Origin of the sequence: Streptomyces rectiviolaceus (assembly GCF_039533825.1) — a bacterium.
GTDB lineage: Bacteria > Actinomycetota > Actinomycetes > Streptomycetales > Streptomycetaceae > Streptomyces > Streptomyces rectiviolaceus.
Window position 1 is genome coordinate 59561 of record NZ_BAAAUG010000010.1, and the last position, 23919, is coordinate 83479.

26 protein-coding genes and 1 pseudogene are annotated in these 23919 nt (G+C 68.1%); 21 read left to right on the forward strand and 6 right to left on the reverse strand.

Annotated features, from left to right (window positions below):
* Window positions 1–128 precede the first annotated feature (128 nt).
* The 12 genes and pseudogenes from ABD378_RS01695 to ABD378_RS01750 all read left to right on the forward strand — a co-directional run bounded on the left by ABD378_RS01695 (window position 129) and on the right by ABD378_RS01750 (window position 8750).
* Entirely contained in the window at window positions 129–1346 is a 1218-nt protein-coding gene (locus ABD378_RS01695) for a hypothetical protein (RefSeq protein ID WP_344518449.1), read from the forward strand.
* 100 nt (window positions 1347–1446) lie between these two features.
* Window positions 1447–1806, forward strand: coding sequence for a hypothetical protein (locus tag ABD378_RS01700; RefSeq protein WP_344518450.1), 360 nt, complete (start codon window positions 1447–1449; stop codon window positions 1804–1806).
* A 123-nt stretch (window positions 1807–1929) separates the two neighbouring features.
* Complete coding sequence (locus ABD378_RS01705) at window positions 1930–2820, forward strand: hypothetical protein (protein WP_344518451.1); 891 nt, start codon at window positions 1930–1932, stop codon at window positions 2818–2820.
* A 119-nt stretch (window positions 2821–2939) separates the two neighbouring features.
* Window positions 2940–3362, forward strand: coding sequence for a DUF6409 family protein (locus ABD378_RS01710; protein ID WP_344518452.1), 423 nt, complete (start codon window positions 2940–2942; stop codon window positions 3360–3362).
* Window positions 3363–3689: 327 nt separating this feature from the next.
* Window positions 3690–5156 carry a DUF3560 domain-containing protein gene (locus tag ABD378_RS01715; protein WP_344518453.1) on the forward strand — a complete coding sequence of 489 codons (1467 nt, stop codon included), beginning with the start codon at window positions 3690–3692 and terminating at the stop codon, window positions 5154–5156.
* Between the two features lie 73 nt (window positions 5157–5229).
* Entirely contained in the window at window positions 5230–5880 is a 651-nt protein-coding gene (locus tag ABD378_RS01720; RefSeq protein ID WP_344518454.1) for a hypothetical protein, read from the forward strand.
* A 62-nt stretch (window positions 5881–5942) separates the two neighbouring features.
* The gene (locus ABD378_RS01725; protein WP_344518455.1) at window positions 5943–6350 is read left to right on the forward strand and encodes a DUF6197 family protein; all 408 of its coding nucleotides are present in this window, start codon (window positions 5943–5945) and stop codon (window positions 6348–6350) included.
* Window positions 6351–6393: 43 nt separating this feature from the next.
* Window positions 6394–6792: a DUF6181 family protein gene (locus ABD378_RS01730; protein WP_344518456.1), complete on the forward strand. Its 399-nt coding sequence runs from the start codon at window positions 6394–6396 to the stop codon at window positions 6790–6792.
* Window positions 6793–6842: 50 nt separating this feature from the next.
* Window positions 6843–7392, forward strand: a pseudogene (locus ABD378_RS01735) (DUF6349 family protein).
* Window positions 7393–7593: 201 nt separating this feature from the next.
* A complete protein-coding gene (locus tag ABD378_RS01740; protein ID WP_344518458.1) occupies window positions 7594–7872 on the forward strand; it encodes a DUF6211 family protein in 279 nt (92 codons plus the stop codon).
* Window positions 7873–7916: 44 nt separating this feature from the next.
* Window positions 7917–8570 (forward strand): hypothetical protein, encoded by a 654-nt coding sequence (locus ABD378_RS01745; RefSeq protein WP_344518459.1) that lies wholly within the window; start codon window positions 7917–7919, stop codon window positions 8568–8570.
* 3 nt (window positions 8571–8573) lie between these two features.
* Window positions 8574–8750, forward strand: coding sequence for a hypothetical protein (locus tag ABD378_RS01750; RefSeq protein WP_344518460.1), 177 nt, complete (start codon window positions 8574–8576; stop codon window positions 8748–8750).
* Between the two features lie 839 nt (window positions 8751–9589).
* Here ABD378_RS01750 and ABD378_RS01755 read toward each other — a convergent pair.
* Entirely contained in the window at window positions 9590–10108 is a 519-nt protein-coding gene (locus ABD378_RS01755) for a hypothetical protein (RefSeq protein ID WP_344518461.1), read from the reverse strand.
* Between the two features lie 514 nt (window positions 10109–10622).
* Between ABD378_RS01755 and mobF the strand changes: the two genes are divergently transcribed.
* The 3 genes from mobF (at window position 10623) to ABD378_RS01770 (ending at window position 16064) form a co-directional block, all read left to right on the forward strand.
* Window positions 10623–15068 (forward strand): MobF family relaxase, encoded by a 4446-nt coding sequence (gene mobF, locus ABD378_RS01760; RefSeq protein WP_344518462.1) that lies wholly within the window; start codon window positions 10623–10625, stop codon window positions 15066–15068.
* A 532-nt stretch (window positions 15069–15600) separates the two neighbouring features.
* Window positions 15601–15837, forward strand: a complete 237-nt coding sequence (locus ABD378_RS01765) for a hypothetical protein (protein WP_344518463.1) — start codon at window positions 15601–15603, stop codon at window positions 15835–15837.
* The gene (locus ABD378_RS01770) at window positions 15834–16064 is read left to right on the forward strand and encodes a LexA family protein (RefSeq protein ID WP_344518465.1); all 231 of its coding nucleotides are present in this window, start codon (window positions 15834–15836) and stop codon (window positions 16062–16064) included. Before ABD378_RS01765 ends, ABD378_RS01770 begins: the two co-directional genes overlap by 4 nt.
* 63 nt (window positions 16065–16127) lie before the next feature.
* Here ABD378_RS01770 and ABD378_RS01775 read toward each other — a convergent pair whose 3' ends face one another.
* Entirely contained in the window at window positions 16128–16667 is a 540-nt protein-coding gene (locus tag ABD378_RS01775) for an AAA family ATPase (protein WP_344518548.1), read from the reverse strand.
* A 277-nt stretch (window positions 16668–16944) separates the two neighbouring features.
* Between ABD378_RS01775 and ABD378_RS01780 the strand changes: the two genes are divergently transcribed.
* On the forward strand, window positions 16945–17220 hold the full coding sequence (locus ABD378_RS01780) for a GNAT family N-acetyltransferase (protein ID WP_344518466.1): 276 nt from the start codon (window positions 16945–16947) through the stop codon (window positions 17218–17220).
* Here ABD378_RS01780 and ABD378_RS01785 read toward each other — a convergent pair.
* From ABD378_RS01785 to ABD378_RS01800, 4 genes are all read right to left on the reverse strand, one after another.
* On the reverse strand, window positions 17199–17672 hold the full coding sequence (locus ABD378_RS01785; protein ID WP_344518467.1) for a TrmO family methyltransferase domain-containing protein: 474 nt from the start codon (window positions 17670–17672) through the stop codon (window positions 17199–17201). The genes ABD378_RS01780 and ABD378_RS01785 overlap by 22 nt on opposite strands.
* 37 nt (window positions 17673–17709) lie before the next feature.
* On the reverse strand, window positions 17710–19101 hold the full coding sequence (locus ABD378_RS01790; RefSeq protein WP_344518468.1) for an NsdA family TPR-like regulatory protein: 1392 nt from the start codon (window positions 19099–19101) through the stop codon (window positions 17710–17712).
* Window positions 19102–19309: 208 nt separating this feature from the next.
* Entirely contained in the window at window positions 19310–19849 is a 540-nt protein-coding gene (locus ABD378_RS01795) for a GNAT family N-acetyltransferase (RefSeq protein WP_344518469.1), read from the reverse strand.
* Entirely contained in the window at window positions 19846–21123 is a 1278-nt protein-coding gene (locus tag ABD378_RS01800; RefSeq protein WP_486389298.1) for an NsdA family TPR-like regulatory protein, read from the reverse strand. Before ABD378_RS01800 ends, ABD378_RS01795 begins: the two co-directional genes overlap by 4 nt.
* Before the next feature lie 562 nt (window positions 21124–21685).
* Between ABD378_RS01800 and ABD378_RS01805 the strand changes: the two genes are divergently transcribed.
* The 5 genes from ABD378_RS01805 (at window position 21686) to ABD378_RS01825 (ending at window position 23915) form a co-directional block, all read left to right on the forward strand.
* Entirely contained in the window at window positions 21686–22162 is a 477-nt protein-coding gene (locus ABD378_RS01805; RefSeq protein WP_344518472.1) for a recombinase family protein, read from the forward strand.
* Window positions 22163–22286: 124 nt separating this feature from the next.
* Complete coding sequence (locus ABD378_RS01810; protein WP_344518473.1) at window positions 22287–22724, forward strand: ATP-binding protein; 438 nt, start codon at window positions 22287–22289, stop codon at window positions 22722–22724.
* Entirely contained in the window at window positions 22724–23146 is a 423-nt protein-coding gene (locus ABD378_RS01815) for a hypothetical protein (RefSeq protein WP_344518474.1), read from the forward strand. Before ABD378_RS01810 ends, ABD378_RS01815 begins: the two co-directional genes overlap by 1 nt.
* Window positions 23143–23445 carry a hypothetical protein gene (locus ABD378_RS01820; protein ID WP_344518475.1) on the forward strand — a complete coding sequence of 101 codons (303 nt, stop codon included), beginning with the start codon at window positions 23143–23145 and terminating at the stop codon, window positions 23443–23445. The genes ABD378_RS01815 and ABD378_RS01820 overlap by 4 nt, the downstream gene beginning before the upstream one ends.
* Window positions 23442–23915, forward strand: a complete 474-nt coding sequence (locus tag ABD378_RS01825; protein WP_344518476.1) for a LuxR C-terminal-related transcriptional regulator — start codon at window positions 23442–23444, stop codon at window positions 23913–23915. Before ABD378_RS01820 ends, ABD378_RS01825 begins: the two co-directional genes overlap by 4 nt.
* Window positions 23916–23919 lie beyond the last annotated feature (4 nt).

A 23919-nucleotide genomic window follows, 5' to 3' on the forward strand; every position in this document is an offset into this window, starting at 1 on the left:
GTCGGAGGGGGAGGGCAACCCCCCTCCGACACCACGGGCCGCCATCTGGCCCGACCCCCGGCCGCACGCGGAGGGCAACCCGCCCGGCCGGGCCCTCGATTCCTCTCTCACCAGCAGGAGCACCCACGATGACCAGCGCAGCCATGCGGTTTTCCATCCCCGCCACGGCCCAGTCCCGCGTCCGTCAGCTTGTCGAGGCCACCAACGCCCGAGCCGCCGTCCACCACCTCACCGCGTACGCACTCGACATCTCCGCGCCGTTCCTGGCCGACTACCACGACATTGACGGCCGTCTGATCGGTAAGCGCCCCACCGTCACCGTGACGATCTCCGGTGACATCCCCCGTCACCACGGCTGGACCGTCATCGCCCGCTTGGACCACGACGAGGAGGGCGAGACGATCACCAGCCTGTTCCCCGGTCTGCCCGAGCAGGACGCCGAGGCCGCGCGCCAGTACCGCGCTATCGAGAACTTCTGCCACGGGTGCGCCGTGTCCCGTCACCGCACCGCCACCTATCTCGCCCGCCACGAGAACGGCGAGATGCGGCAGTTGGGCACGACGTGTGTGGAGCCGTACACCGGTCTGCCGATCAAGGGATTGGAGGCGTTGTGGCGGTTCGGCACGCTGAAGGACTCCGATTGGGACGGCGAAGAGGGCGGCATCCCGGCCGATCTCCGCGTCCCCGTGATCGAGGTCCTGCGGGTGACTGCCGCCATCGTGAAGGCCGAAGGCCGGTTCTACAGCCGGTCCGAGCAGTGGAAGAACACCCAGCCGACCGCCGACGGCGTCGAAGCGTACTTCTTCGACCGCAAGGCCCCGATGGAGTGGCGGGCCGCCATCGACGCCGACCCCGACGCGCCGAGCACCGCTGCCGCCGTCCAGGCATGGGCCGTCCAGGGATACGGCAGCCTCTCCGACTACCGCCACAAGGTAGGCCAGTTGGCGAAGGGCGAGACCGTCGACCCGCGCCACCTGCCGACGCTCGTGTCCGCCATCGCGGGGTGGTACCGCGACCAGGAGAAGGAAGCCGCCGAGCGGGCCGCCCAGAACAGCAAGCCGCAGGGCACTGTGGGCGAGCGCATCACCACCCCCGCCACCGTCACCACCGTGATCGAGCTGGAGGGCCGGACGTACGGCTACCACACCCAGCGCCGCCGACTGGTGAAGTTCCAGGACCCGCAGGGCAACGTGTTCGTCTGGTTCAGCAGCGCCGCCGACGTCCCCGACCAGGGCGAGGAGGTCGAGCTGACCGGCACGGTCAAGGACCACAGCATCTACGGCGAGACCGCACAGACCGTGCTCACCCGGTGCCGCGTCGCCGCACGCGAACCGGTCGCCGCGTAGCAGGCCCTGGCCGTGCGGGAGTCACCGACCTCCCCTACGTTTCCCGGCGGCGCGCACCCGCAGCGCGCCGCCCCCCCACACACACACGAAAGGCACCACGATGAGCGCCGACATATTCACCATCGAGCCGCAATGGATCGTTCAGGCCCCGCACCTCCGGTGCACCCTCAAACGCGCCCTTGCTCTCCAGGCCACACAGAATGTGTGGTCCGGTACCGAACACATCAACAACGCCGTGGCAATGGCTTACGGCGATCAGCTCCCGGACTCTGGTCGATGGGAATTGACCCGTTCCCAACTCCGCACACTCAAAATCGCCATTGAGTGGCGCAGGGCCAAGCGTGCAGCCAGCGATAAGAAGACCGCCCCCGATATCCTCGAACACTGGACACAGGTAGAGGATGAGGTCATAGCCGCATACCGGGCCGTGAGTGACGAAGCGGGGTTGTACTGGATTTAAGGGTTGCCGATCACTCAGAAACATGGTTTAATTAATGGTGCCGGAAGGGGAGGGCAACCCCCGACCGACCCCGTGAGGCCAAGCCGGCCCCGGACGCCTATCTCTCACCAGGAGGACCGAGACATGCCCCGCAAGCCGAAGATGACCGACGAAGAGCGCCGGGTCTACTCCGCCAAGATGCGCGGTGAACTCGAAGCCATCATGGATCGCGCATACGGCGCGATGGTCGCCAGCGAAGAATTCTGGGCCACCGTCATGCGCACGGCCGCGAACCTGACCCACCCGGACCGCGACGACCGTAGCCCCACCAACTGCATCGCCATCGCCGCCCAGCACCCCAACGCCACCCACGTACTCAGCTCCGGAGACTGGCGAAAGGCCGGACGCTTCCCGGTCAAGGGCTCCACCTCCCTCCGCATCTGGACGCCGATCAAGCGGCGACCCGAGGGAGCCCAGGAGGCCACGGCCGCAGCCGCCGACGGCGGGCAGCGAGACGCCGCCAGCGAGACCGCCGAGGGCGAGACGCGCAAGGTGTCCGGCTTCAAGGCCGGGCCGGTATTCGACATCAGCCAGACCGACGGCGACGCCTACGAGCCACCCGCTGCCGCCCCGCTCGCCGCCGAGGTCATCCGCGATGTCCTGGTGAACCAGTATCGCGACCAGTACCACGAGGACCCGGAGCAGGCCGGAGGGTTCGACTTCACCCAGGAAGCCCCCGACAACGCCGTCCGCATCCTGCTGTACGGCCACGCGTGGCGACGCATCACCGAGGCAGACGCCCCCCTTCCCGGCCAGCACGCCGCCGAGGTCGCCTCAGCCGCCCACGTCGCCGCGCTCATCCTGAACATCGCTCCGGGCCCCGCCGTCATGCCGCCGCTCGCGGGCATCATCACCCAGGACAAGAAGCCCCCGGTACATGAGTCCGCCGTCCGGGTCATCGAGACCGGCCGCGCCATCGCCCGCGCCGTCACGACGGCCGCCGAACGCCGCCGCGAACTTGCCGTGACCGGTTGACCTAGACCCAAGAACATGGTTTAATTAATGGTGTCGGAAGGGGGAGGGCAACCCCCCGACCGACACCCCGACGGGGCCGACCGACCCCGTCGGAATCTCTCACCAGACAGGAACAAGACATGCTCACCACCGACCAGAAGCCCACCGTCCAGGACTTCCCCACCGCGGCGCTCGTGATCGGCGGACCCTGGTTCCGGGGCCACCAGCTCGACACCCGCCCCGCCGTCGTCGTCGGCCCGTTCGGCGGGCCGGAATTCGCGGACGAGGCCACCATGGTCGTCGTCTGGTACTTCACCCTCGGAGCCCCGCAGCCCGGCGACAGCGTCCAGGCGATGTTCCCGCACGAGCTGACCCCGCTGGACGACACGCTGACCACGATGCACGGCGACACGTTCCGCGACATCGTCCGCAGCCTGCGACGGGGACGGTTTGCCTACGACGACGGGGACACGCTCCGCGCCGCCGTTCGCCAGGCATGGCGCGAGCGGACCGGACTGACCGACGCAGACACGGCCGCCCGCCACACGCTCCACCGCAGCTGACACCAAGGCCCCGCCGGTCCGGGGGAGGGCAACACCTCCGGACCGGCAGGCCCCCAGCACCCAAGCGGACACCCCTTCGGGGCGTCCGCTGCGGTCCGGTGCCCGCCGCCAGCCGACTCCGCCGCAGGCGGCTCCGCCGACCGACGACGGGCACCGGACCGCAGCGGACGCGCCCCGCGGGGGCGCGACAGCCCCTGTCGCCGCGCAGGCGCGACGACCCGCGAGCCGATCGTCCCTCACGGCCCGCGCCGGTGGTGCAGCGCCGCTGCCAACGCAAGGTCCGCCCTGCGGCCGGACCACAAACTCTCACCAGAGAAGGCCAGTTCAGTGACTATCAAGATCACCCACACCCGCCGAGAAGGAACCCTCATCGAGGGCACGAGCCGGAACGACGGCTCGAAGGAAATTCTCCGGACCCGCCACTACGCATCCGGCTACACCACGCTCGCCAAGTGGTCGCGCGACCTCGGGTGCTGGTACCTCCCCTACAGCCGCGACAAGCGCACCTCCCCACAGATGCTGGAAGCCCTCGCCGATCGTCTCCGCGCGGAGGGGTTCGAGGTCACCGTCACCATCGACGAGACCGACCGCCGTTCGTTCGCCGAGGCCGAGCAAGACCGCGTTGAGCGGGCCGAGGGCCGCGCTGAGAGGTTCGGTGGATACGCCGACACCGCCGCCCGGAACTCCGAGGCCGCGTGGAAGTCGAGCCACGAGATATCCGAGCGGTTCGCTTTCGGTCAGCCCATCCTCATCGGCCACCACTCCGAGGACCGCGCCCGCCGTGATCACGCGCGCATGGACAACGCGATGCGCAAGAGCATCGGCGAGCACGACCGTGCCGAGCACTGGACCGGCCGGGCACAGGCCGCTGCCAATTACGAGCGGTTCCGCAAGGACCCCGGCCGCACGCTGCGTCGACTCGACAAGCTGCGGGCCGACCTCCGCGCCGTCGAGAAGTGGCAGGCGGGCAAGTCGGCTAAGGGGTACTCCCGCAACCCCGACGACCCCGAGCTGACGATCCGGCACCAGGAGCTGACCGAGGAAATCGAGCACTGGCAGCAGGTCATCAAGGACGCCGAAGCCAACGGCTTCAAGGTCTGGTCGAAAGCGGACTTCACCCGCGGAGACTTCGTTCTCTACCGCGGCACCTGGTACGAGGTCCTGCGCGTCAACCCGAAGTCCGTGACCATCCCGCACATCCACAACGGCACCGGTCAGCGCATCGTCCGCGCGACGGACAACCGGCACGACGGCTGGACCTGGACCGCCCCCTACGACGACGTATCCGGGCGCAAGAGCGCCGACGAGATGCAGCAGCCTCCCCAGGCCGAGGCCGCCGAAGACCAGGAGCAGGCCGAGCAGTCCCCGCCGGTCGAAGATCTGGAACCGGCGGCCGAGATACGCCACTCCAGTCCGTGGCACGCGGAAGGGCGTCGCTGGGCTCACTGCCACCACGCCACCGAAGAAGGGCCGACCCCCGCGTCGGCCCCCGCCGCCGGGGCGGACCGGCAGGAGGGCATGGTGCTGGTGCTCATCGCCTCAAAGAACTCCCGCCGCTCCCGCAAGCGCGCTCTGTGGGCGATGACCCGTCGCGAGGCACAGGCCGTGTGCGGCGACTCCCGCACCTCCGGCCGCTCCTACATGCTCACCTGGACCGACCGGCCCGGCATCGAAGGTGCCGACTGGGAATGGGTGCCCGACAACGGGAGTCTCGACCCGGTCCTTTCGGACCTGGGTGTCACCCCGCGCCGTGACTGGGCCGCCGCCCCGCAGGCCCCGGCCGAGGCCGCGTAACCACGCCTCCCGCCCGCCCCGGCGGCCGAGCGCGCTGGGGCGGGCCCCTCTCTCACCAGAACAGGGCACCACCATGACCACGCAACTCCTTGAACGACCCGCGACCATCACTGTCCCCGACACCGAAGCGGGCAAGCTCATCGTCCCTGCGATCGAGGGCACCACCACTGTCCCGACGTACCGCGTCGGCGCCCCCGACATCCAATGCCGATACCCCGTGATCGTTGGTGAAGACCACGTCATCGGCCGCGCCTACAGGTGGCACCGTGACTGGCTCGTCCTCACCACCGAGGGCGAACACAACCTCCGTCGCCCGCCGAAGGGCACCCCCGGCACCGACATGGCCGCCGCCCATCTCGCGGAGGAGTACGCCGCCGGGCGGATCGGCGCAGTCCCCCTGGACCAGGTGCTCGCCGAGGCCCCCACGCCGTTGTGCGGGCCGGTGCCTCTCCTGCACCCGCGGATGCCGGTCAACGATCGCAACATCAAGGGCGCGCAGATCGCGTTCGCGGGACTCGCGGCCCACCACTGGCGGGCAGTCCTCACAGGGTTCCCCGGCAGCGATAACCACTGGTTCCTCAGCTGCGAATTGTGTGACTGGCAAGGCCCGAAGTTCTGGAGCCACTTGCGCGGGCGCAACGGAGAGCCGCCGAGCCCGCGCCGTCACAAGGGCGGGTGCATCGGAGAGGACAAGGTCCGCCGACTGATCCCCGCCTACCACTAGCAGACCGACCGGGGGGGGCGGCGGCAGCGCGCCGCCGCCCCCGCTTTCCCGAAGGGAGCACCGTGCCGACCCACCACACCCCCGAAAGCATCGTCATCGCGGACACTCCGGCCGCGATCCTGGAATGGGCAGCCCGCCACATCGAACACGTCGGCATCCACCAGGGCCCGCGCCTGTTCGCCGGTCCGGGCCGTACGGCCACGTTGCCGTGCTGGCCGCGCGGCGCCCTCGAAGTCGCCGCCGGCCGGACGTACGACTGGGACCGCATCGACCGTGCCCGTGACCAGGCGTACGGCATCCTCGCGGAAACCGTCACCGGTCACCCCGTCGACGCCGACGACCCCGCCGCCGCCAAGGCCCGGCACCGCGAGGTCATCGACCGGTGGAGCGCCGAGCCCGGCCGTACCGCCGCCGACGCTGCCCGCGCGTTCCGCGCTGCCGCCGCCCGTGCCGAACACGCCCTGTTCTGACCCCGCCGCCTGCCAGCATCCCGAGTCATCGAAGGCCCACACGATGGACGAGACGACAGAAGACCGCAGCACCACCAGGACACCGAGCCGCCGAGGAGCCGCCACCCCCAGCCGGGACGGCGTCCACCGGCTCAGCGTTCCCCTCCACCCCCGGCTCAGCGCGACCGAGCTGATCCGCGTACTCCTCGCGGCTCCGGGGGAATCGGACCTCTCCGCCCTCGACCCAGTACAGGTCCGGTCGCTCATTGCCGACGTGCTCACCCAGCACGGCTATGACGTGCTCGACCGGTCGCCGTACTACCCGGAGCTCGACCGCCACCAGGACGCCCGCCGGGCCGTGCGCCGTGCGTACGGGCCGCGGTTCCTCGACGCCCCCGACGAACAGGCTGTGCTCGCTGATCCGCTCCGCGAAGTCCTCGCCGCCGGAAGCAGGAAGTCGTGACCGTCGCCGAGCCGACTGGAGCACGGGCACGGCAAACGCACTATTGGCGGGTGCGCAATGCGCGGACGCGCCACCGCCCCAAGAGCGCCGGGCAGGCGTGGCACATCCAGCCCGGACACCCCGGCGGCGCGTACTGCGACCTCGGCCACGAGCTGGACCCGCCCGCACGCCACACCCCGACCCTGCTCTCCCGCAGTCGGCCGACCGGCGGCCGGGGGGGACGAGCAGGAGTTCCGCGGCGGGTGTCTCGCGTGCGAGTGGGAAGGCCCCGTGCACTCCGGCGACGGGTTCGGGGACGGTGACAACGAGGCGGTGGAGGACGCGCACGACCACTGCTTCCCCGGCTGGCGGACGCTGCCGCCGATCACCACGGTCGAGTACCGGTGGGCCGTCCCGCGGAGCCGGAGCCGCTGGGCTCAGCTCATCGCCCGGTACCCGGTGGGCTGGATCGACCAGGGCGCCCCCGTCGTGGCCTGGAGCCGTCACCGCCGCGAAGCTCATCTTCCACCGCACGCCGGACGCCCCCGCTACGAACTCCGCGTAACCCGGCCACGGAGCAACCGGGGTCGACACCCCACAGATCAGGGAGCCCTCTTCTGATGACCGCCGTCCTCCGGATCAGGGCCCCACCCGGCTAAACCCAAAGGTGGTTTAATTACTCCGCCGCGAGCGGAGCGGGCAACCTCCGACCGGCCGCGCGTCCCACGGGGCGCGACGCACCCCAGACAACAGATGACGGCCAGCGCACAAGGGCAACAAGGCGCTGGCCGTCGGTGTCTCTCTCACCAGAAAGACCACACCATGCTATGTGACCGACACCCCGACTGTCCCCAGCCCGGCGACATCGCCCAGCTCAAGGGGGGTAACAGCATCGGCGCTGATCAGGCCGACACCTTCGTCATCGTCGAGGACTTCCCCCCGACCGGCCGGCACCTCGTGCTCAACCTGCCCGTCGACCACCCCGGCCGCGCCGACTGGGCCGCCGCCGTCCCCTTGGCCGACATAGCCACCCTCACCCGGCTCGAACCGGCAGGCAGCCGTACGTGGACGCCGGCCCCGGACCCGGACGACATCCCGTGACCGCGCCGAGCGGTCACGACCCCGACCAAGAACAGGAGACGACCGTGTCCTCCAAGACCGGCCGCACGCTCTACTCACGCGCAGACCTGCGCAAGGTCCACGGCATCAGCGAGCCGACCCTTCAGAACCTCTGGACCGACCGGGAGAGCAACGGGCACCCGCCCGTCGCGGAGACCATCGACGGCGTCATGCACTGGGATGGCGACGTTTGGGCGAAGTGGCACCACGAGCTTCAGCGACAGCGTGCCGCCGCGAACACCACGAACCCGCCGAAGCTCGACGGCGACCCCGAGGAAATGGTGGGCCCGGCCGAAGCGGCGAAAGTCTGCGGGTTCGCCGACTCCGCCACCGTCTCCCACTACGTCAAGAACCCGCCGGAGGGGTGGCCCGACCCGGACGGCTGGGATGAGCTTCCGACCCGACGACGCCCGAAGTGGAAGCGCTGGAGGCTGTGGCAGTACCTCGCGGACCGGAAGGGCCGCGGGCACGCCGGCGGACGGCCCACCGGCCGCCGCGGACTGGCCTACCCCTACCAGGGAGACGAGCGGCTGACTCTTGCCCGGCAGGCCATCGCGGCGAACCCCGGGGCGAAGAACGCTGACCTGATCCCCGAGCTTCAGGGGCAGACGGAGAAGACCTACTCCCGCCCGACCTGGAATCTGATTCTCAAGTCCGCCCGCGAGAACCCCGAGGAGTGACCTGTGCCTGACACCCGTTGTCCGCGCTGCGGCGGCCCGCTCGGTGAACGGCGCGCGCGTTCCCGGATGACCGTCGACCGCGAGGTCTTCATCTGCACCACGTGCGGTACGGAGGAAGCCGTGCGCGAAGCAAACGGTCAGGCGCCGGTGCCGTTCGGCGAGTGGCCCCTGAACACGTAGCCGTCGGCCGAGCCGCACGGCCAGCATGACGAAGGTCCCCGCTCCGACCCCGGAGCGGGGACCTTCGTCATGTCACCAGGCGTTTGCGGGCCGGGCAGGGCCCAACCAAGACCGCCGACCCGACCGCAGGCGACAGATCAGCGGCTACGAGCCCCCACCGGTCGGGAGCCCGCTCCGCCCTCCGGCCGATCGCTCGGGTACGGGGGCGGAGTCTGACGCCCGGTCCGAACCGGCTCTTCGCGTCGCCCCCCGGTACGCCGGGGAGTCCGAGGCCACCCAGTACGGGCTGGACAACTCGGCGAACCGGCGGGAGCCGCCGGATTCGGGGCCTGCTCCACACGCGGGCCAACGGCACAGCCCCCGCGTAGGTGCTGCACCGAAATCGGATCGTCAAACGCCTCAGCGCGTACGGCACCCCAGCCAGCGCACCTCCCGCAGAGGTAACAGTCCTCCTGTGGATCAGGCTCCAGGAGCCTGATCCACAGGAGCGACGAGGCCGCTCCTGTCCTGTGTAGTTTCTCGTTGAGTTCGGGCGGGTTTCCTAGCTGCGGGACGAAGAGTTGGGCTGCTCGATGGAGCGCGTTTCTGTGCAGACTTACTTTGCGTTTTCCGTCCGCTGCGTCGGCAAGTTCGTTGGGAGTGGCTCGCTCTCGGGGACAGGTTGAGCTGTCAGAGAGGGAGGGGGCGGGGCCGCTGCGGCGAAAGCGACCCGGCTCTACCCAAGGCCGGGCCGGGTGCGTGGTCTGGTGGTAAGGGTCGGCACGCCGACGTCGTCCACCGGGCCGGAATCCTCCTCGCCCCTGTCCCTGTCTGATTCGACCGGGGCGAGGAGGCGGGATCTAGGCTTCGGCGACGGCCAGTTGATCCAGCGTGCCGCTGGCGTTCGTGAAGCCTCCCAGGAAGCACGCAGCCATGGCATCGGTATTGCTCGCGATGTCGTTACTGGTGCTCGCGCTCACACGCTGGCCCTTGAACGTGCCCTCGGTGACCACCCCGGCAAGGGTCCATCCGGTGATGGTGAATTTGAAGGTGCCCTGCAGGGTGCTTGTGGACTCCTGTCCACTGGTTGTGGTCCACCGCACCCTCCCTTGCGCTTCCCCGTTGGGGATGCCCAGGTTGGGCACGCATGAGCCCTTGCCCTGCCCGTCGACGCTCAGGGTCGCCGCAACGATGTCCGAGCCGTGGCAGCCCGTGGTGGTTGCTTCGGTGTACACGCTTTGTTGCCGGTCACCGATGCCGAGCCCGGGTTTGATCGAGGTGCTGGAGACGCCGCCCGCGCACGTCACCGAATCCCCTGGGGCAGCGGGCGCAGCCTGTGCCGCTGGGGAGAGGGCCGTTCCCAGCAGGACGGCCGCCACAGCCGATGCGGTCCCCAGCGCAGGGGCTCGTCGTAAAGCTCGCACAGTCACTCCTCGTTCGGGTGGGCCCGGGGCGTCGCACCCGGGCAGGAGCATCACTGCTCACTCCAGGAAGCGGCGTAACCACCCGTATGAGGAATTGACACGCGAACCGCACCGCCCACACATCCGCCAGCGGACGCCGAAGCTCCGACCCGCCCCGGTCGATGTACGCGACCTCGAACCCCTCCGCCAGTGGCCCGGCGACACCGTCCGGCAGCACCCCTAACTCACGTACCACGACCAGCTAACTCCGCCCCGCGACGCAAGGTCACTCTGCACAACGCAAGATCCCACGCAGAGTAAAGCTGCAAAACGAAAAGTTCAGCCTCACAGGACAGATCCGAGTGCCCGAGATCCCCTCCCGTTGATCATGATCTTGAATTTTGAGGACCAAGGTATCGTCACTTCGTGACGATACAATCGGCAAAGATGACCGAGTCTGACCCATTGAGAGCGGGGGGTGAGCGGGCCGATGGGGCATACGACCATGATCGGCCCGTCCGACGAGCAGGTTGAGTACCGCCTTACCGGCGGTCACGGCTGCGGGAAGTCCACCACCGTCGACGCTGCTCCTCTCGTAGCCGCCATCGAGGCCAAGGCCGAAACGACTGGCGCCCCTGTCGCCTCGTTGCTCGGTTCCCGCGAGGCCAAGCGCGCTTTCTTCCGCGCCCGCGGACTGATCCGCAGCAAGGGTGCCGCGCGGTTCACCGGGTTCGACGCCGTCGAAGTCGCCGCCTCAGCCGGTCTCGACGCCCGCGACCTATACGGCGAGCAGGCACTTCCCCGACCGGCCGCTGATGGACAGGTGGACTACCACCTGGACGCCAGCGAACGCCCGTTGGTGTGGATCGGCAACGGGCTCAACGAGTTCGACATCACTCCCGGCAGCGTGCTGCACCCCGAGCGCTTCCAGGCCGCCCGCCGCCTCATGCACGGCGAGGACCCCCGGACCGGGCAGACCCTCGTAGACCCCAAGCTCGCCATCGCGCCGACCGCGAAGCTCCCCGCCGCTCCGCTGGCCCGTGCCATCCGCCGCGCCGCCGCCGAACGAAGCGTGAACCCGGTGACGATGCTGGACTCCAAGCGGAAGCAGGACGCCTTCCGCAGGATGGAGAGCCAGCTCAAGCGGTTCGGGGAGTCCCACCGAGTCCCGGCCTCCACCCTGCTCAAACTCGCCGACGCCGTCAGCATCGACGCCGTCGCCCTCTACGGCGAAGACGCGCTGGAGAAGGCCGTCGCCGCCGAGGCAGGCGGGCACGTGGACGCCCGCGCCCTCCTGCGTGCCGTCGAAACCCGAGCCACCGAAACCGGTCAACGACCCGGCGATTTGTTCTCCGCTGCGTCCATGAAGCGCCGGTACGTCCAGACCGCGGGCGAGGGCGAACGCCGACTTCGGGACCTGCCCATGGACGTCCGCGAAGCGGTCGCCATGGCCAGGGCGGCAGGACTTGCACCCGAGGACGTATGGGATGCCGAGGAGATTAAGGCCGCCCTCCTCGAAGGGCGGGTACAGGTCGGCAACTTCGGCGCCGACGTCACCTTGGACCTCGCGAAGTCCAAGAGCGCGTTCCTCGCCTACGCCCCCGAGGAGATCGCCGCCCAGGTAGAGGGCATCTACACCTCCGCTGGCCGCGAGTCCATCAGCGCCCTGGAGCGATGGACCGCGTACGCCATGCGCGGCCACCACGGCGACGGTGATGCGGCGGAGACCATGAAGACGAGCGGGTTCTCTGGCTGGATGATGGTGCACCGCGCTGCCCGGCCCGTGGACGGTGCCCCGTACGGCGACCCTCATTTCCACCTGCACTTCACCCTGGCCAACATGGTCAAGGGCACCGACGGCAAGTGGTCCACCATGGCCGGCGGGGGCCGCGACCTTCACCGGCACACCCGCGCCACCCAGTCCCTCATGAACGCTCGTATCCGACGCGAGTTGACCGACGAGTTCGGCATGTCCTTCCGCCGCGAAGAGCGGACCGGCGCATGGGAAATCGCGGCGATCCCCGAGGCCACCATCCGTCTCTTCAGTAAGAGGGACAGTCAGGTCCGTGACCTGCTGACCAAGCTGGGCATCGACTACGACAGCGCCACCGCCCGCGAGCGCACCGCAGCCTCCACCGCCTCCAAGGCCGCGAAGAACGGCGAAGCCACGGGCGTCGGGGACGACGTCCTACGCGACTACTGGCAGGCCGAAGGCCGCGCCGCAGGCGACGACCCCGACGCCATTGCGGCCAGCGCGATGCAGCAGGGCAGTTCGCGGCAGAACCCCGGCCTGGACGAGCTGTGCACCGCGATCTTCGACCCGAAGACCGGCCTGACCAGCCACTCCAAGGACTTCACCCACGCCGCTGCCATCGCCGCCGTCCTGGACGCACTTCCGTACGGAGTCGCCGACGCCGAGGAAGCTGAACGCCTCACCGACTCGGTGCTCCGGCACGCGGGGTACGCGGTCAAGCTGGACCCGAAGGGTGCCCAGCACTTCGCACACGCCGACCGCTACACGACGGCGGACGTGGTGGCCGCGGAGACGCTGATCGTCTCCGAGGCAACGAACCGTCTCGACACACAGGCAGCTGTCATCAGCCGCGACACGGTCGACATGACCCTGTCCACTGTCGAGGCACAGCACGGCGGCACCTTCACGTTCTCCGACGAACAGCGCGCGGTCCTCGACCGGTTGCTGACCGCCGGACACGGCATCGACGCCGTGGAGGGCGTCGCCGGATCGGGCAAAACCACGATCATGGACACCGCCCGGCAGGCATGGGAGGCCCACGGACTCGTCATCGCCGGAGCCAGTACGGCCGCCGTCGCCGCCGCGAACCTCAAGGCCGAAGCAGGGATCACCTCCCGCACACTCGCGTCCTGGCTCACCGGCATCCGCACCGGCGGCGCCGGTCTCACCGGCGTGGACGTGCTCGTTGTGGACGAAGCCGCGATGTGCGATGACCGCGACATCGCCGAACTCCTCACCCACGCCGCCAAGACCGGCACGAAGGTCGTCGGTATCGGGGACCCGAAGCAGCTGCACTCGCCCGGCATCGGCGGCAGCTTCGCCGCCGTGCACCACATCGTCGGCGGACTCACCCTCAACCAGAACTTCCGGCAGAAGGACGCGATCGAGCGCCGCGCCCTGGAACTGTGGCGCGACGACAACCGTGTGGAAGCCCTGCGCACCTTCGCTGGAACCGGCCGCGTGCACGCCCTCGCGGACAAGGACGCCACCCTCGCCGCGATGCTCACCGTCTGGGCCGACAGGCGCTCTGCGCACACCGACGACCACACCGCTGTGCAGCATCTGCTGATGCTCGCCGCCACCAACGAGATCGTGGAGGAACTGAATCTCGGCGCCCGCGCCCTGCGGAAGGCGAGCGGTGATCTCACCGGCCCGGAACACGTCTACGCCCTCCCCGGTGGCGGCGAACTGACGCTGTCCGTCGGGGACCAGGTCCTGCTTCGGACCAATGACTACCGGGGTAAGAGGAGCCGAGGCAAGAACGAAGACGTGCTGAACGGCTACCGCGGAATCGTGCGAGCCGTGGATGAGGAGCGCCGAGTCCAGGTCGAGTGGCGCGAGAAGACCGCCGACGGCCACCGAGACGTTGCCGAATGGGTCGACGCCGACTACATCGCACAGGGCGGACTCAGCCTCGGGTACGCGATCACCGGCCACAAGTCTCAAGGGTTGAGTGTCCAAGAAGCCCTGGTCTACGGTCCAGGCGCCCAGGCCAATGCGCTCTACACGATGATGAGCCGCGACAAGAAGGAGTCCCATCTCTTTCTGCCGCTGTCCGTCTACGAAGCCGACGCCGACCGTGCCCGCGGAGGCGACGCGCTCACCGAGCAGGAGCAGCTTGACCGGGCTGTCGCGGGCCTCATCCGCGAGATCGAGAGCGGTACCGAGGAACGCATGATCCTCACTGAACTCCCGAAGAACGCGGTCCCCGCTCACGTCCGTCGGGCTGTAGCCGATCTGCCAACCCCGCGCGCTCCCGGAACCGGCGACCCGAACGACGCGGACGGCCCCGAGGACGCACCGCAGCCCGAGGACCGAAGCACCCTAAGCGCAGCTGAACGGACCGCCCCACCGGCCCCGGACACCGCGCCGACAACTGACCGCCCATATGCACACCTCAGCAACGCGGCCCTGCGCGACGCAATTCGCAAGGCTGCCACGGCTGCCCGCGCCACCCGGACGGCAGCCGAAAGGGCGGAGACGGCAGCCGACCGCGCCGGGCAACTCGCCGCAGCAGGAACTGGCCCGAACGTGCTCGCCCTCCACCGTCGACACCAAGACGTCGCCCAGCGTGCTGAGACGATCCGCTACGTTCGAACGCTGAGCGGGGTGATCGCCGAACGGACCGCTGGTCTGCGCGATTTCGAAGAACGACTGGAAGGGGTCGAACAGCAGCTGACCGCCACCGGCCGTTTCGGACGGCCAGAGTTGCGCGGGGATGCCCGAGGCAGGGTCGAGGCCGACCGTGACGAACTACTTGGCGGATACGAATCGGCCGGGCGCGAACTGGAGCAGCTGCACAAGCAGCTCCGCGACCTGACCGAGGCCGCAGGCCCCGCCGGTGAATTCGAAGCCGTGCTCACCGAGGCGAACACGCCGGAGGAAGAGACGACGGACCTCCTTCGACGGGCCCAGGAGAAGGACAACCACGGCGCCAAGCAGCTGCGCGCCGAGGCCGTCTCTGCACGTGGCACCGCCAATGGTGCGGCCTACCGAGAAGCTGGCCTTCGAAGCGAGATGTCAGCGCGAACCGGACCGAACGCCCTACCGCCTGAGGACGAGGAGCACCCTGAGCCGTCACGGGTGCGACGGCCCGCTTCTCCGTATGCCACCCGCGTGCACACGGACCCTCCGCAAGTACACGATGCGCCGGAGGAACCCCCAGCTGAACTGCTGCCGTAGGCATACCGGCGGCTGAGGGGATGGCGGGCTACCTCAAGTGGAACGAGGAAGATCGCCGACCCGGACCAGCAGCTGACCCGCCTCGAGGAACTGCGTTCAGAGCTACGCGAAGCCTACGACCCTCTCATGCACAGTGTTCGTGTCGTCGTCCTTGAAGGGCCGCCTGCCACTGCTGAAGCGGCCCAGGGCGTATTGGACGCGGCGAAGAAGGCTAACCGGTGCCTATGGCGCATCACCTGCGGTGACGCGGACGCGCACGCTCGCTTCGTCGAGGCGGCGCGCGCCGCAATGGAAGCATCCTGATCGGACACCTGGGCGCACCGCATCCTGGGGTGTGGAACGTCGCCCCGACGAGATTGCCGGCCTTCGAGAACACTGCGCTCTACTGGCCGGCTTGGACGCAGGCCCCCTGTCTGGCGTAGCCGTCACGGAAGCGCGGCCAGAACCAACTGGGGCGCTCAGTCACAACACCCGACCGCAGATGAGGCGCGGTTCTTTGCTCGGGAATCGAACGTGTGATCTATTAAAGGATATGGACCGTGACCGCTTCCCCAGTGACCTTCTGAAGGATCAGATCGCCTGGTACCTGACCTACGACGAACTGGCAGTTGACCCCGCCGGGGCGCAGACGGCTGCGCGACGTCGTCGCCTGCTGGAACTTTCCCGCCGCGTCGCGGGGCATCCCTTCTGGAAGACGCCTGCCGGAACGCCTGCCGCCCGGATGGCTCTCAAGGAGATCGCCCGCACCCAGACAGAGGCGGGCTCGTGACACGGGCCGTACGGAAGCCTGCCGCTGAGCGGAGCCATGAACTGCTGCGTAAGCAGCGTGCATGGATCGCCGAATACGGCGAGGAGCCATCCGTGCGTGAACTCGCAGGGGCCGTCGGCATCTCTCCGTCCACCGCAAGCCTCCATCTGACGCGGATGCGAGAGGACGGGATAGACATCGGCACCCGCGGAGTACGTAGTCGCCGCTGCCCGCACTGCGGGCGTTGAAGGGAATCCGCCCGGCTCCGCGAAGCCGACCCTTGGTGCTGCTGACAGCCTGGCCGAGCGTCCTCAGCGGTCGATGGCTGGCACCTTGTCCAGGCCCGTCCCACGCATGATGCGTTTCACCGTGTCGTCCAGACCGCTGTTGGCATCGATGACGGTCTCGACGCCGCTGGGCAGCAGGTCCCGCTCGCGATACCAGTCACGCAGATGCTCGTCGGTGACCTGGGCAAGGTATTCCGGGTCGGCCTTCATCGCGTGACGAACCAGCGTCTCCTGGAGCGGCACGTCCAGGTAGTAGCACCGAGAGATGCCGCGGTGGTCGTGCACGAGGTCTTCCAGCATCGCGGCATACCGGTCGGCGTACAGAATGCCCTCGACGACCGTGTGGAACCCGGAGTCCAGGGCATAGCGGGCTGTCATGCCGATCAAGCCGATGTTGGCTGCGCCGGGCCGGTCGCGCTCGCGCAGCACGATGCGGCGCAAGTTGTCCTGGCCGACCAGGGCCAGGTTGCGGCCGAACCGATCGCGCAGGCCAGCAGCGATCGCAGACTTCCCCGATGCGCTGTTCCCGCGCAGAACGATCAATCGCGTCTCTTCGCTTCCCACCTTCACGACGGCACCATATCGATGGCCACTGACATGCACGGGCGAGCGATGGCCACGCTCCGGTCGGGCGACGCGGCGGTGCACGCGGGCCCAAGCGCCGCCGAACGGCCGCGACTCGGTCTCTTGGCCGGAGGCTTGGAGGCGGCGTCTCGACTAGGACGTTTCTTCTCGATCACCACTTCAACGGCCTGTGCGCGATCTTTGTTGAGGTCGACGGCGTGCTCGTCGGCTGTGCAGGTGAGGGCGGAAGCATCCTGGAGGTGACTGTGGTCACGAGATGTGGCTCGATCCCGAGCATCGCGACAGCGGCGAGGGTCGCGCCTTGGTCGGCTACGTCCGCGTGTGGGCACAGGAGCGAGAACTCGGGCCGCTCATCGCCCACTGCTCGCCCTGCAACCACGGTGGCCAAGCCTTCTACGAAGCCATCGGCATGCGCGCCGTCGCCGTCGTCTACCAGGAGGATCTGGACGACAGTGCAGAGCACGGTCGCTCCGGATCGAGAAAGCGACGTCAGTCCCGGCTACGCGGTGATTACGCCTTGCTTGACCAGTAGTCGGCCAGCATCTCGCCAGGCCAGGCGGGTTCGCGGACCGTGCCTCGCGGGCCCATCTCGGCGAAGTACGGCGACAGGTCGTAGACCTTCGAGCCGACCACTGCGTCCAGGTCGGTCACGTGCAATTTGAGTCCATCGACCTTGAGTAGCCGAGGGAAGCTCTGTGCCAGTTGGTTGGGGCGTCGATGATTACGGTGCGCGAAGGGGCCGGTCGCGGGCCACTGCGTGTTCCCGCGCGGGCTCCGCGCGTGATACTCGACATCTTCGGGTGAGGCAAAGTTGAAGTGCCACACCACCACCAGGTGGGAGAACTCGTCGAGGCCCTTTACGGATTCGATGGGAAACTCGGCCTGGTCGAGCTGGATCACGGACTTGACGCCGCCCCAGTAGTCATCGGCCACCTCGATGCGGCCAGTGACCACTTCCCCGATCGGCTTGATCTCCAAGGTCATGGGCCCACCCTTCAACTCGTCGTAACGACGCTAGTGATCAATCTACTTCGGCAAGGTATGAGGCCGCACGGGCGTCGAGGACGCCCACTGCCGGGATACCGCGCTTACGGTAGGGCGACAGCAAGTGCCGCATGTCGACCACCCGCTGCCGAGCCCGGCCTGAGTAGATGCCCTCCTCCATCGCGTCCAAGACGTTGGTCCATGTCGCGCACGCCTCCTCGACGCCGCCTTGGGCAATCTGCGCCGCACCCATGTACCCGAGAGTGACCGCGTGCGTGCGCCGGAACTCCGCACCACGCGTGCGCACAGAGCGCCGGAACTCCTTGACGGCACGCTGTTGATCACCGAGGTCCCGCAGGGTGCATGCGGTCTCGTGCGCCAAGGACGCCTCACCGAAGAAGAACGTCCGGTCCGGCTCCTTGATCCCATCGTGGGCATTCGACAGCTCATCCTCAGCTTGGAGCAGGGCTCTTGCCGCCTCATTGTTGCGGCGATTCGCGGCCAGAGCCCGCGCGTGCACTACGCCGAGGAGCGCTCGCTCGCGGGGGGTGGCGGACGCGTACCGCTGGCCATGCACTGAAGCCTGCGCGAGCTTGAGTGCTTCTCGCCGAAAGCCCAAGTCGAGCGCCTGGTGCGCCATGGCTCGCAGGATGTGTCCGCTCAGGGGCGCGTCGCCGGACCGTGCTGCCAGCTTCACCGCGGTGTTGAAGCGCTGGAGCGCGATGGCATGCTCGCTGTTGTCGAAGGCCATCCAGCCTGACAAGTAGGCAAGTTCGGCGGACGCCGAGAACATGGCACGCCGTGTCTCGTCATCGGCGAATCGGCCCCGAAGGTAGTCGTGAGCCTCGTGCCTCAGGTACTCGTCGACCGTCAGCCGGCCGTGTCCGCCACCTCGCCGCTGATCCATGCGCGAGAAGGCCAGGGTCAGTTGTCGCACGGTCTCGACGTCCCCGCTGCCGACGCGCTTCTTGTCCGGGGGCTCCTCGGACGGTGGGGTGGCCATCGCGTCCCACCACGCTTCATCCGGAAGGATCAGGGCCGCTGCGGAGTACACGCCACCTGCCAGCAGCCGACGCCGGTCCGTGTCCACGCCACTCCCCAAGTCGCTCAGCGCGATCAGAGGATCGGCGCGCCAGTCCAGCGCCTCCTGCGCTGGTGAGGTGGAAGCTGCGAACCCGACCTCTTGTGGCGTGATTTCACGCTTCAATCGACGGGACAGCGCCTGGCACAAGATAGCGGGCGCGATGCCTGATGGCTGGACGCCTCCCACCCACATGCTCACGTGGGAGCGTCCGATCTTCGAGTTCTCCCGTACTTCGCCGTTCAGCGTCTCATCGGCGACTCGGTTGTACGCGGCGGTGGCCTGAGCCCGTGACCAGCGTGCTTCCTCCAGCAGGGCTGCTAACTCTTCGTTCCGCTCGCGCGCCATTCCTGCGCCCCCACCACCGAAAATGATCTTTGATCACGTTGACCAACCCGCACTTGTTGGCAGCCGTAGATCGGTTGTGACCTCAAAGTAGTGGCCAACATCGTTGTGAGGTAAGCCATATGACGGAAAGCCACCCTGCGGGTAGTTCGGCGGCAGAGAGCAGGGGCTCAGCCCTCAGGACTTCATCCGCCCGTCGGCACGCCTTGGGTCAGCAGGTCGGGCGAATCATCACGGTGAGGCGCGGCGAGGCTGGCGAGGGCTGGCTGTGTCCAAGATCCGTGTACCCCCATGTTCGGTACAGGTCATGCACTTTCCCATCACCGACGACTTCGTTGACCATGAGCGTCACATAGGGCTCGTCACGACCAGCAAGCAGCACGTCGTGAATGCGTCGCGCGATCCCCGTGCCCCGCCAGTTGGGGCGCACGCCGATCTCCTTCAGCGCCAAGGCTGGCTGCGCTGTGTACTTCTCGCTGGGCGCTGGGCTGGTGCGCTGCCAGTAACGGTCTCCGTCCTCGATCCTGTTTCCGTAGGCATAGCCCACAGGGTGGTCACCTTCGTAGGCGAGGACGGCCTGGAAGCCAGGTTCACAGCCGTGGCGGTCCAGGCGCTCCCCGAATGAGGAGATTGCATAGTTGGCAAGGTGCAGCAGCGGAGCACGCACTTCGGCGTAGACGTCGAGCAGGTCGCCGCGGGCGGCGTCCAGGTCGGTGAACGATCGGAGTTCGATGGCGGGTGCCGAGGTCATGCTGTTGCCCTCCAGGCGGCGGTGTGCTCGGTCCAGGTACGTACGCTGACGCTGCCCGGTGCGGTGGCACGCAGGGCAGCGCCGAACTCCTGAAGCATGCGCGATACTCGGGCATGTTGGGTAGCAGCCTCAGCTGAAACCTCCATAGCGGTGCTGGTGGCGGTGTCGACGTCGCCCTGGGCGAGCTGAGCTTGGGCGAGTCTGCTGGTAGCGATCGCCCGCGAGCGAAGCATGTGCGGCTTGAGCGCAGTCAGGCACTGGTGCGCGTGGTACTCGGCGGTGGACCAGTCCCCTGCCGAGAGATGCGCTGTGAGAGCTAGCGAATGCAGTTCCGCTTCGTCGTAGAAGGCCAGTAGCCACACCGGGCGGAAGGCGCCTGGGTCGGCTCGCACCATGGCTTCCCGCGCCTGATCGAAGGTGCGAGGCAGGCCGGTGCGCTCGTGTGCGATGCCCTGGATGGCCATCTGCCGGGCCATGCCGAGTGAGGCAAACATCGGGTCCCGGCGGGTGATGTGCAGATTGCGCGCGACGTCGTTCGCGGCGCGGGCATCAACAGGTCGGCCGAGGTGCCGATAGAGACTTCCTGCATGGGACCAGATGCGGAACTTGATGGCTTGATCGCCGGAGAGTTCAGCAAGGGTCTGGGCTTCACGCATGTGAGCGATGGCGTCTTGGAAGCGGCGACCGTCAATGGCGGCCCACATCGCCGACGATCGAAAGCTGGCTGCGGTGGCGTAGAGACTGCTGCGTACGCGTTGGGTAGCGCTGCCAGAGTTCTGAAGATTGAGGGCCTTGCCGGCGAGAACTGCAGCGCGGTTCTCGATGTCGGGCTGTCCGCCCCGCTTGTGGTCGCTGGCGATCACGGCGGCGAACTTCTCCTGCAGACGCCCGACGTCAGCCATGCCGATCTTGCGGGTTGACACGCCGCCTGGGGCGGAGGCAGCCACAACTGCCGAAATCGAACCGGCGACGAGGGTGCGACGAAGCATGGGGTCCTCCTGCGGTGGGGCTGCCATCGGCGAAGGTCTGCCCCGTGGCACGAACCCTAAGTCGGTGGCTGACCGCCCGGAGAGGTGCTCTAAGGCTGTCCGCGTTACGGCGTTGGGCCATCGGACCCGCCCGGAGCGCCACTCCCGGACCTGACGCCCGTCATAAGTCCCAGGTCTCCCGGTTAGGCGCTCCACGGCTGAATTGGCGGCCTTGGCAAGGCTATTGGCGCTGTGCTGGTGCTCATCCATCCACGCCTCGAGCGCCTTGTTTCGCGCGGCGTCCATGACCGCACAGTAGACCGTTGGCGACACACCGTGAGGTAAAGGGATTACCAAGACCCCCTAGGGTGCCCTTCGCTTTTCTGGGCTGGATCCCCTAACCAGCAGCCCCAGACCGGGAGTTACCTGATTCACGCGGCACTGGTCTGCAGGCGGCACCCAACGGGCGTCACCGGCCGAATACCTGCGCCGTGGCACCAGCCGGGAGGAATCAGTCGGTCGCCACAAACGATCTTTGACCACCTTGACCACCCCCGAGCCCTTGACCCCATTCCGGTCACTGCGGATTGGCGGTTCGCTCTTGTAGGCCAGGTACTCGACGAGCGGGAGCACCCCACATGAACGCCTCCACTGGCACATCCGGCGCCGCAAGCATCGCGCGCCTGGCCAGCGTCGACCCGCTGCAGATCCGCGACGTCGTGCGGGGGTGGTCGTAATGCCCCTCGCTCTTGCCGACGAGCTGACGGAGTTCCTGGACAGAGCCGCCTACGTCTACCAATGGCCGCTGTACCCGCCGCCGGAATCGTGTAGCCCGGAGCGGCCCAGGTCTCGCAGGGCGCCTGCCTGGATGGACGCCGAGCGCCTGACCGCCGAACGGTGGCACCCGGACGAGGTTCGCATCACGCCCGACCAGATCGTGCGTCTCGGGATTACGCGCCGCGAAGCCCTTGACCAACGTCTCACACACCTCAGCGCCCACGGCCGCACCCCGCGCGTGTGCTTGTACGCCTTAACCCCGGTACGGAATCAGCCGCCACGCTCGTTCGCTGCGGCCCGTGACTACGCCAACGACGAGGGGTGGCGAGTCTGCGCCGACCACTGCATCGCGGACGGGCTCCCCAAGACGGACCCAATGCACCGCCCCGGCTGGCGCTGGGTTCTGAATCTCGTGCGCGCCGGGCACGTCGACGGCGTCGTAACGCTGACACACACTGAGATCACCCAGCACCTGGACGAGTACGAACTCCAACTCGACCTGGTGGACCACCACGGAGGGTTCGTCGCGCTCGTGACGCCGGAGAACGTGGGGGCGAAGCGCCGATGACGCAATTGGTGGACGTACCCGTGCGCACGAACCGAGCAGTCGACGGCGAGGTGAGGAAGCCCCCGCGACGTAACCGCGCCGGCAGTTACAACCTCTCCCACAGCGCCCGAATGGGAGGGTCACGATGAGCCCCGTCACATCTGCGGTCGCCGCTACCGCTTCCGAGTTGCAGCAGGGCATCGGACCAGGCTTCGCGGTCGCCTTCACCCCGGACAAGTCCCGAGTCCCACACATGCGCAAGATCACCGGGGCTCACCTGCGTCTATGGCGGGTGCCTGAAGCAACCGCCGACAACGTCATCCTTGCGGTCTCGGAGCTCGTCACCAACGGCATCCAGCACGGCCACGGCGCGGTCGGACTAAAGGTCATCTGCTCCGACGGTGCGTTGCGAGTCGAGGTCACGGACGGCAACCCCAGACCCGCCCAGCTCGCTGAGGCAGATGACGACGACCTATCCGGCCGCGGCCTCTTCCTCGTTGCTGTCCTCGCTCACAACTGGGGAGTCAGCCCCGACGGCCACATCACTTGGTGCGTCTTTCATCTCCCTGCCGGGAGGCCTTGATGACTGCCGTTGCCTACGAAACCGCTTCGCCGCTGCCCGTCGCGATGTTCGCGAACGACGATGCGACAGCATGCAGAGTCGACCTCGGCCTGCGCCGGTTCCTGGCCTCCGACGCGGTCACCACCGACCTGTACGACGACCTGGAGACCGTTCTCGGCGAGGACGCGGCCCGCCTCTCCCCGGAGGACAGCGAGGTCATTGCACACCGGTTGAGGGATGTGGCTCCGACGCTCAAGGACGTGGTCGAGCGCCTGCTGAAGCCCTACCCCCCGCAAATGAACATCGTGATGGCCCTGAGCAGCGAGATGCCCGCACCCCATGACACCTATGGGCACCTGGTGCGCTTCGCAAGCTCAATCCTCACCACCCTCGACTTGATGGGGGAAATCGCCGAATTGAGGGAGGACAACGCCGCCTCATGACGCATTCCCCCACCACCAACGTCGGGCTGCTTCCCCTGGCGGCCCGACTCCCCGCCCGGCGCTGGGAAAACACGGCTCCGCCCATCCCCCGCGGGGAGCCGCAGCGCCTCAGCGCCGGGCGGATCACTCGGCGCATCGCCGCTGCGGTCCTTGGCGCGCTCGCCCTCGCGGGCCTGCGTTGTGCCCTGCGCCGCCGCGTCCCGACCCCCTCCATACAGCGTTTGGCGACAGCTGACGACCTGAAGTTCGCCTTGCTGTGTCATCAGTTCACCCATGCCCGTCACGGAGTTGAGCAGTGACCACTAAGCACGTCACAAGGATCATCCTTGCCCCGAGAGAGCGGCAGGTCCTTGAGGGGCTGGCCGCTGGCGCCTCGCTTCCCGTGGTCGCGAACGACCTCAAGATCCGTGAAGGCACCGCCGCGGGCTACCTCAAGAACGCCAAGCGCAAGCTGCACGGTGTGAACGAGACCCCTGCAGCGGTCGCAGTCGCCTACGCCACCGAGGCCATCGTCCGGCCGGAGCTACGGGACCCCGAAACGCTGTTCCTGCCTCGTGAACAGCGCGTCCTGGTTCCGCTCATCGCCCGAGGCTTGACTGCCGCGCAGATGGTGACCGAGCTGACGCCGAAGCCGAAGGTCGACATCATCCGCCGGGACTGCCGCGAACTCCGGGTGAATCTTCAGGCACTCAACCGGGCTCACCTGGTCACCCGCGCCTGGGAGTTCCAGATCCTGAATGCGGAGCAGGTGATCGCATGGCTGCGCTGAGCCG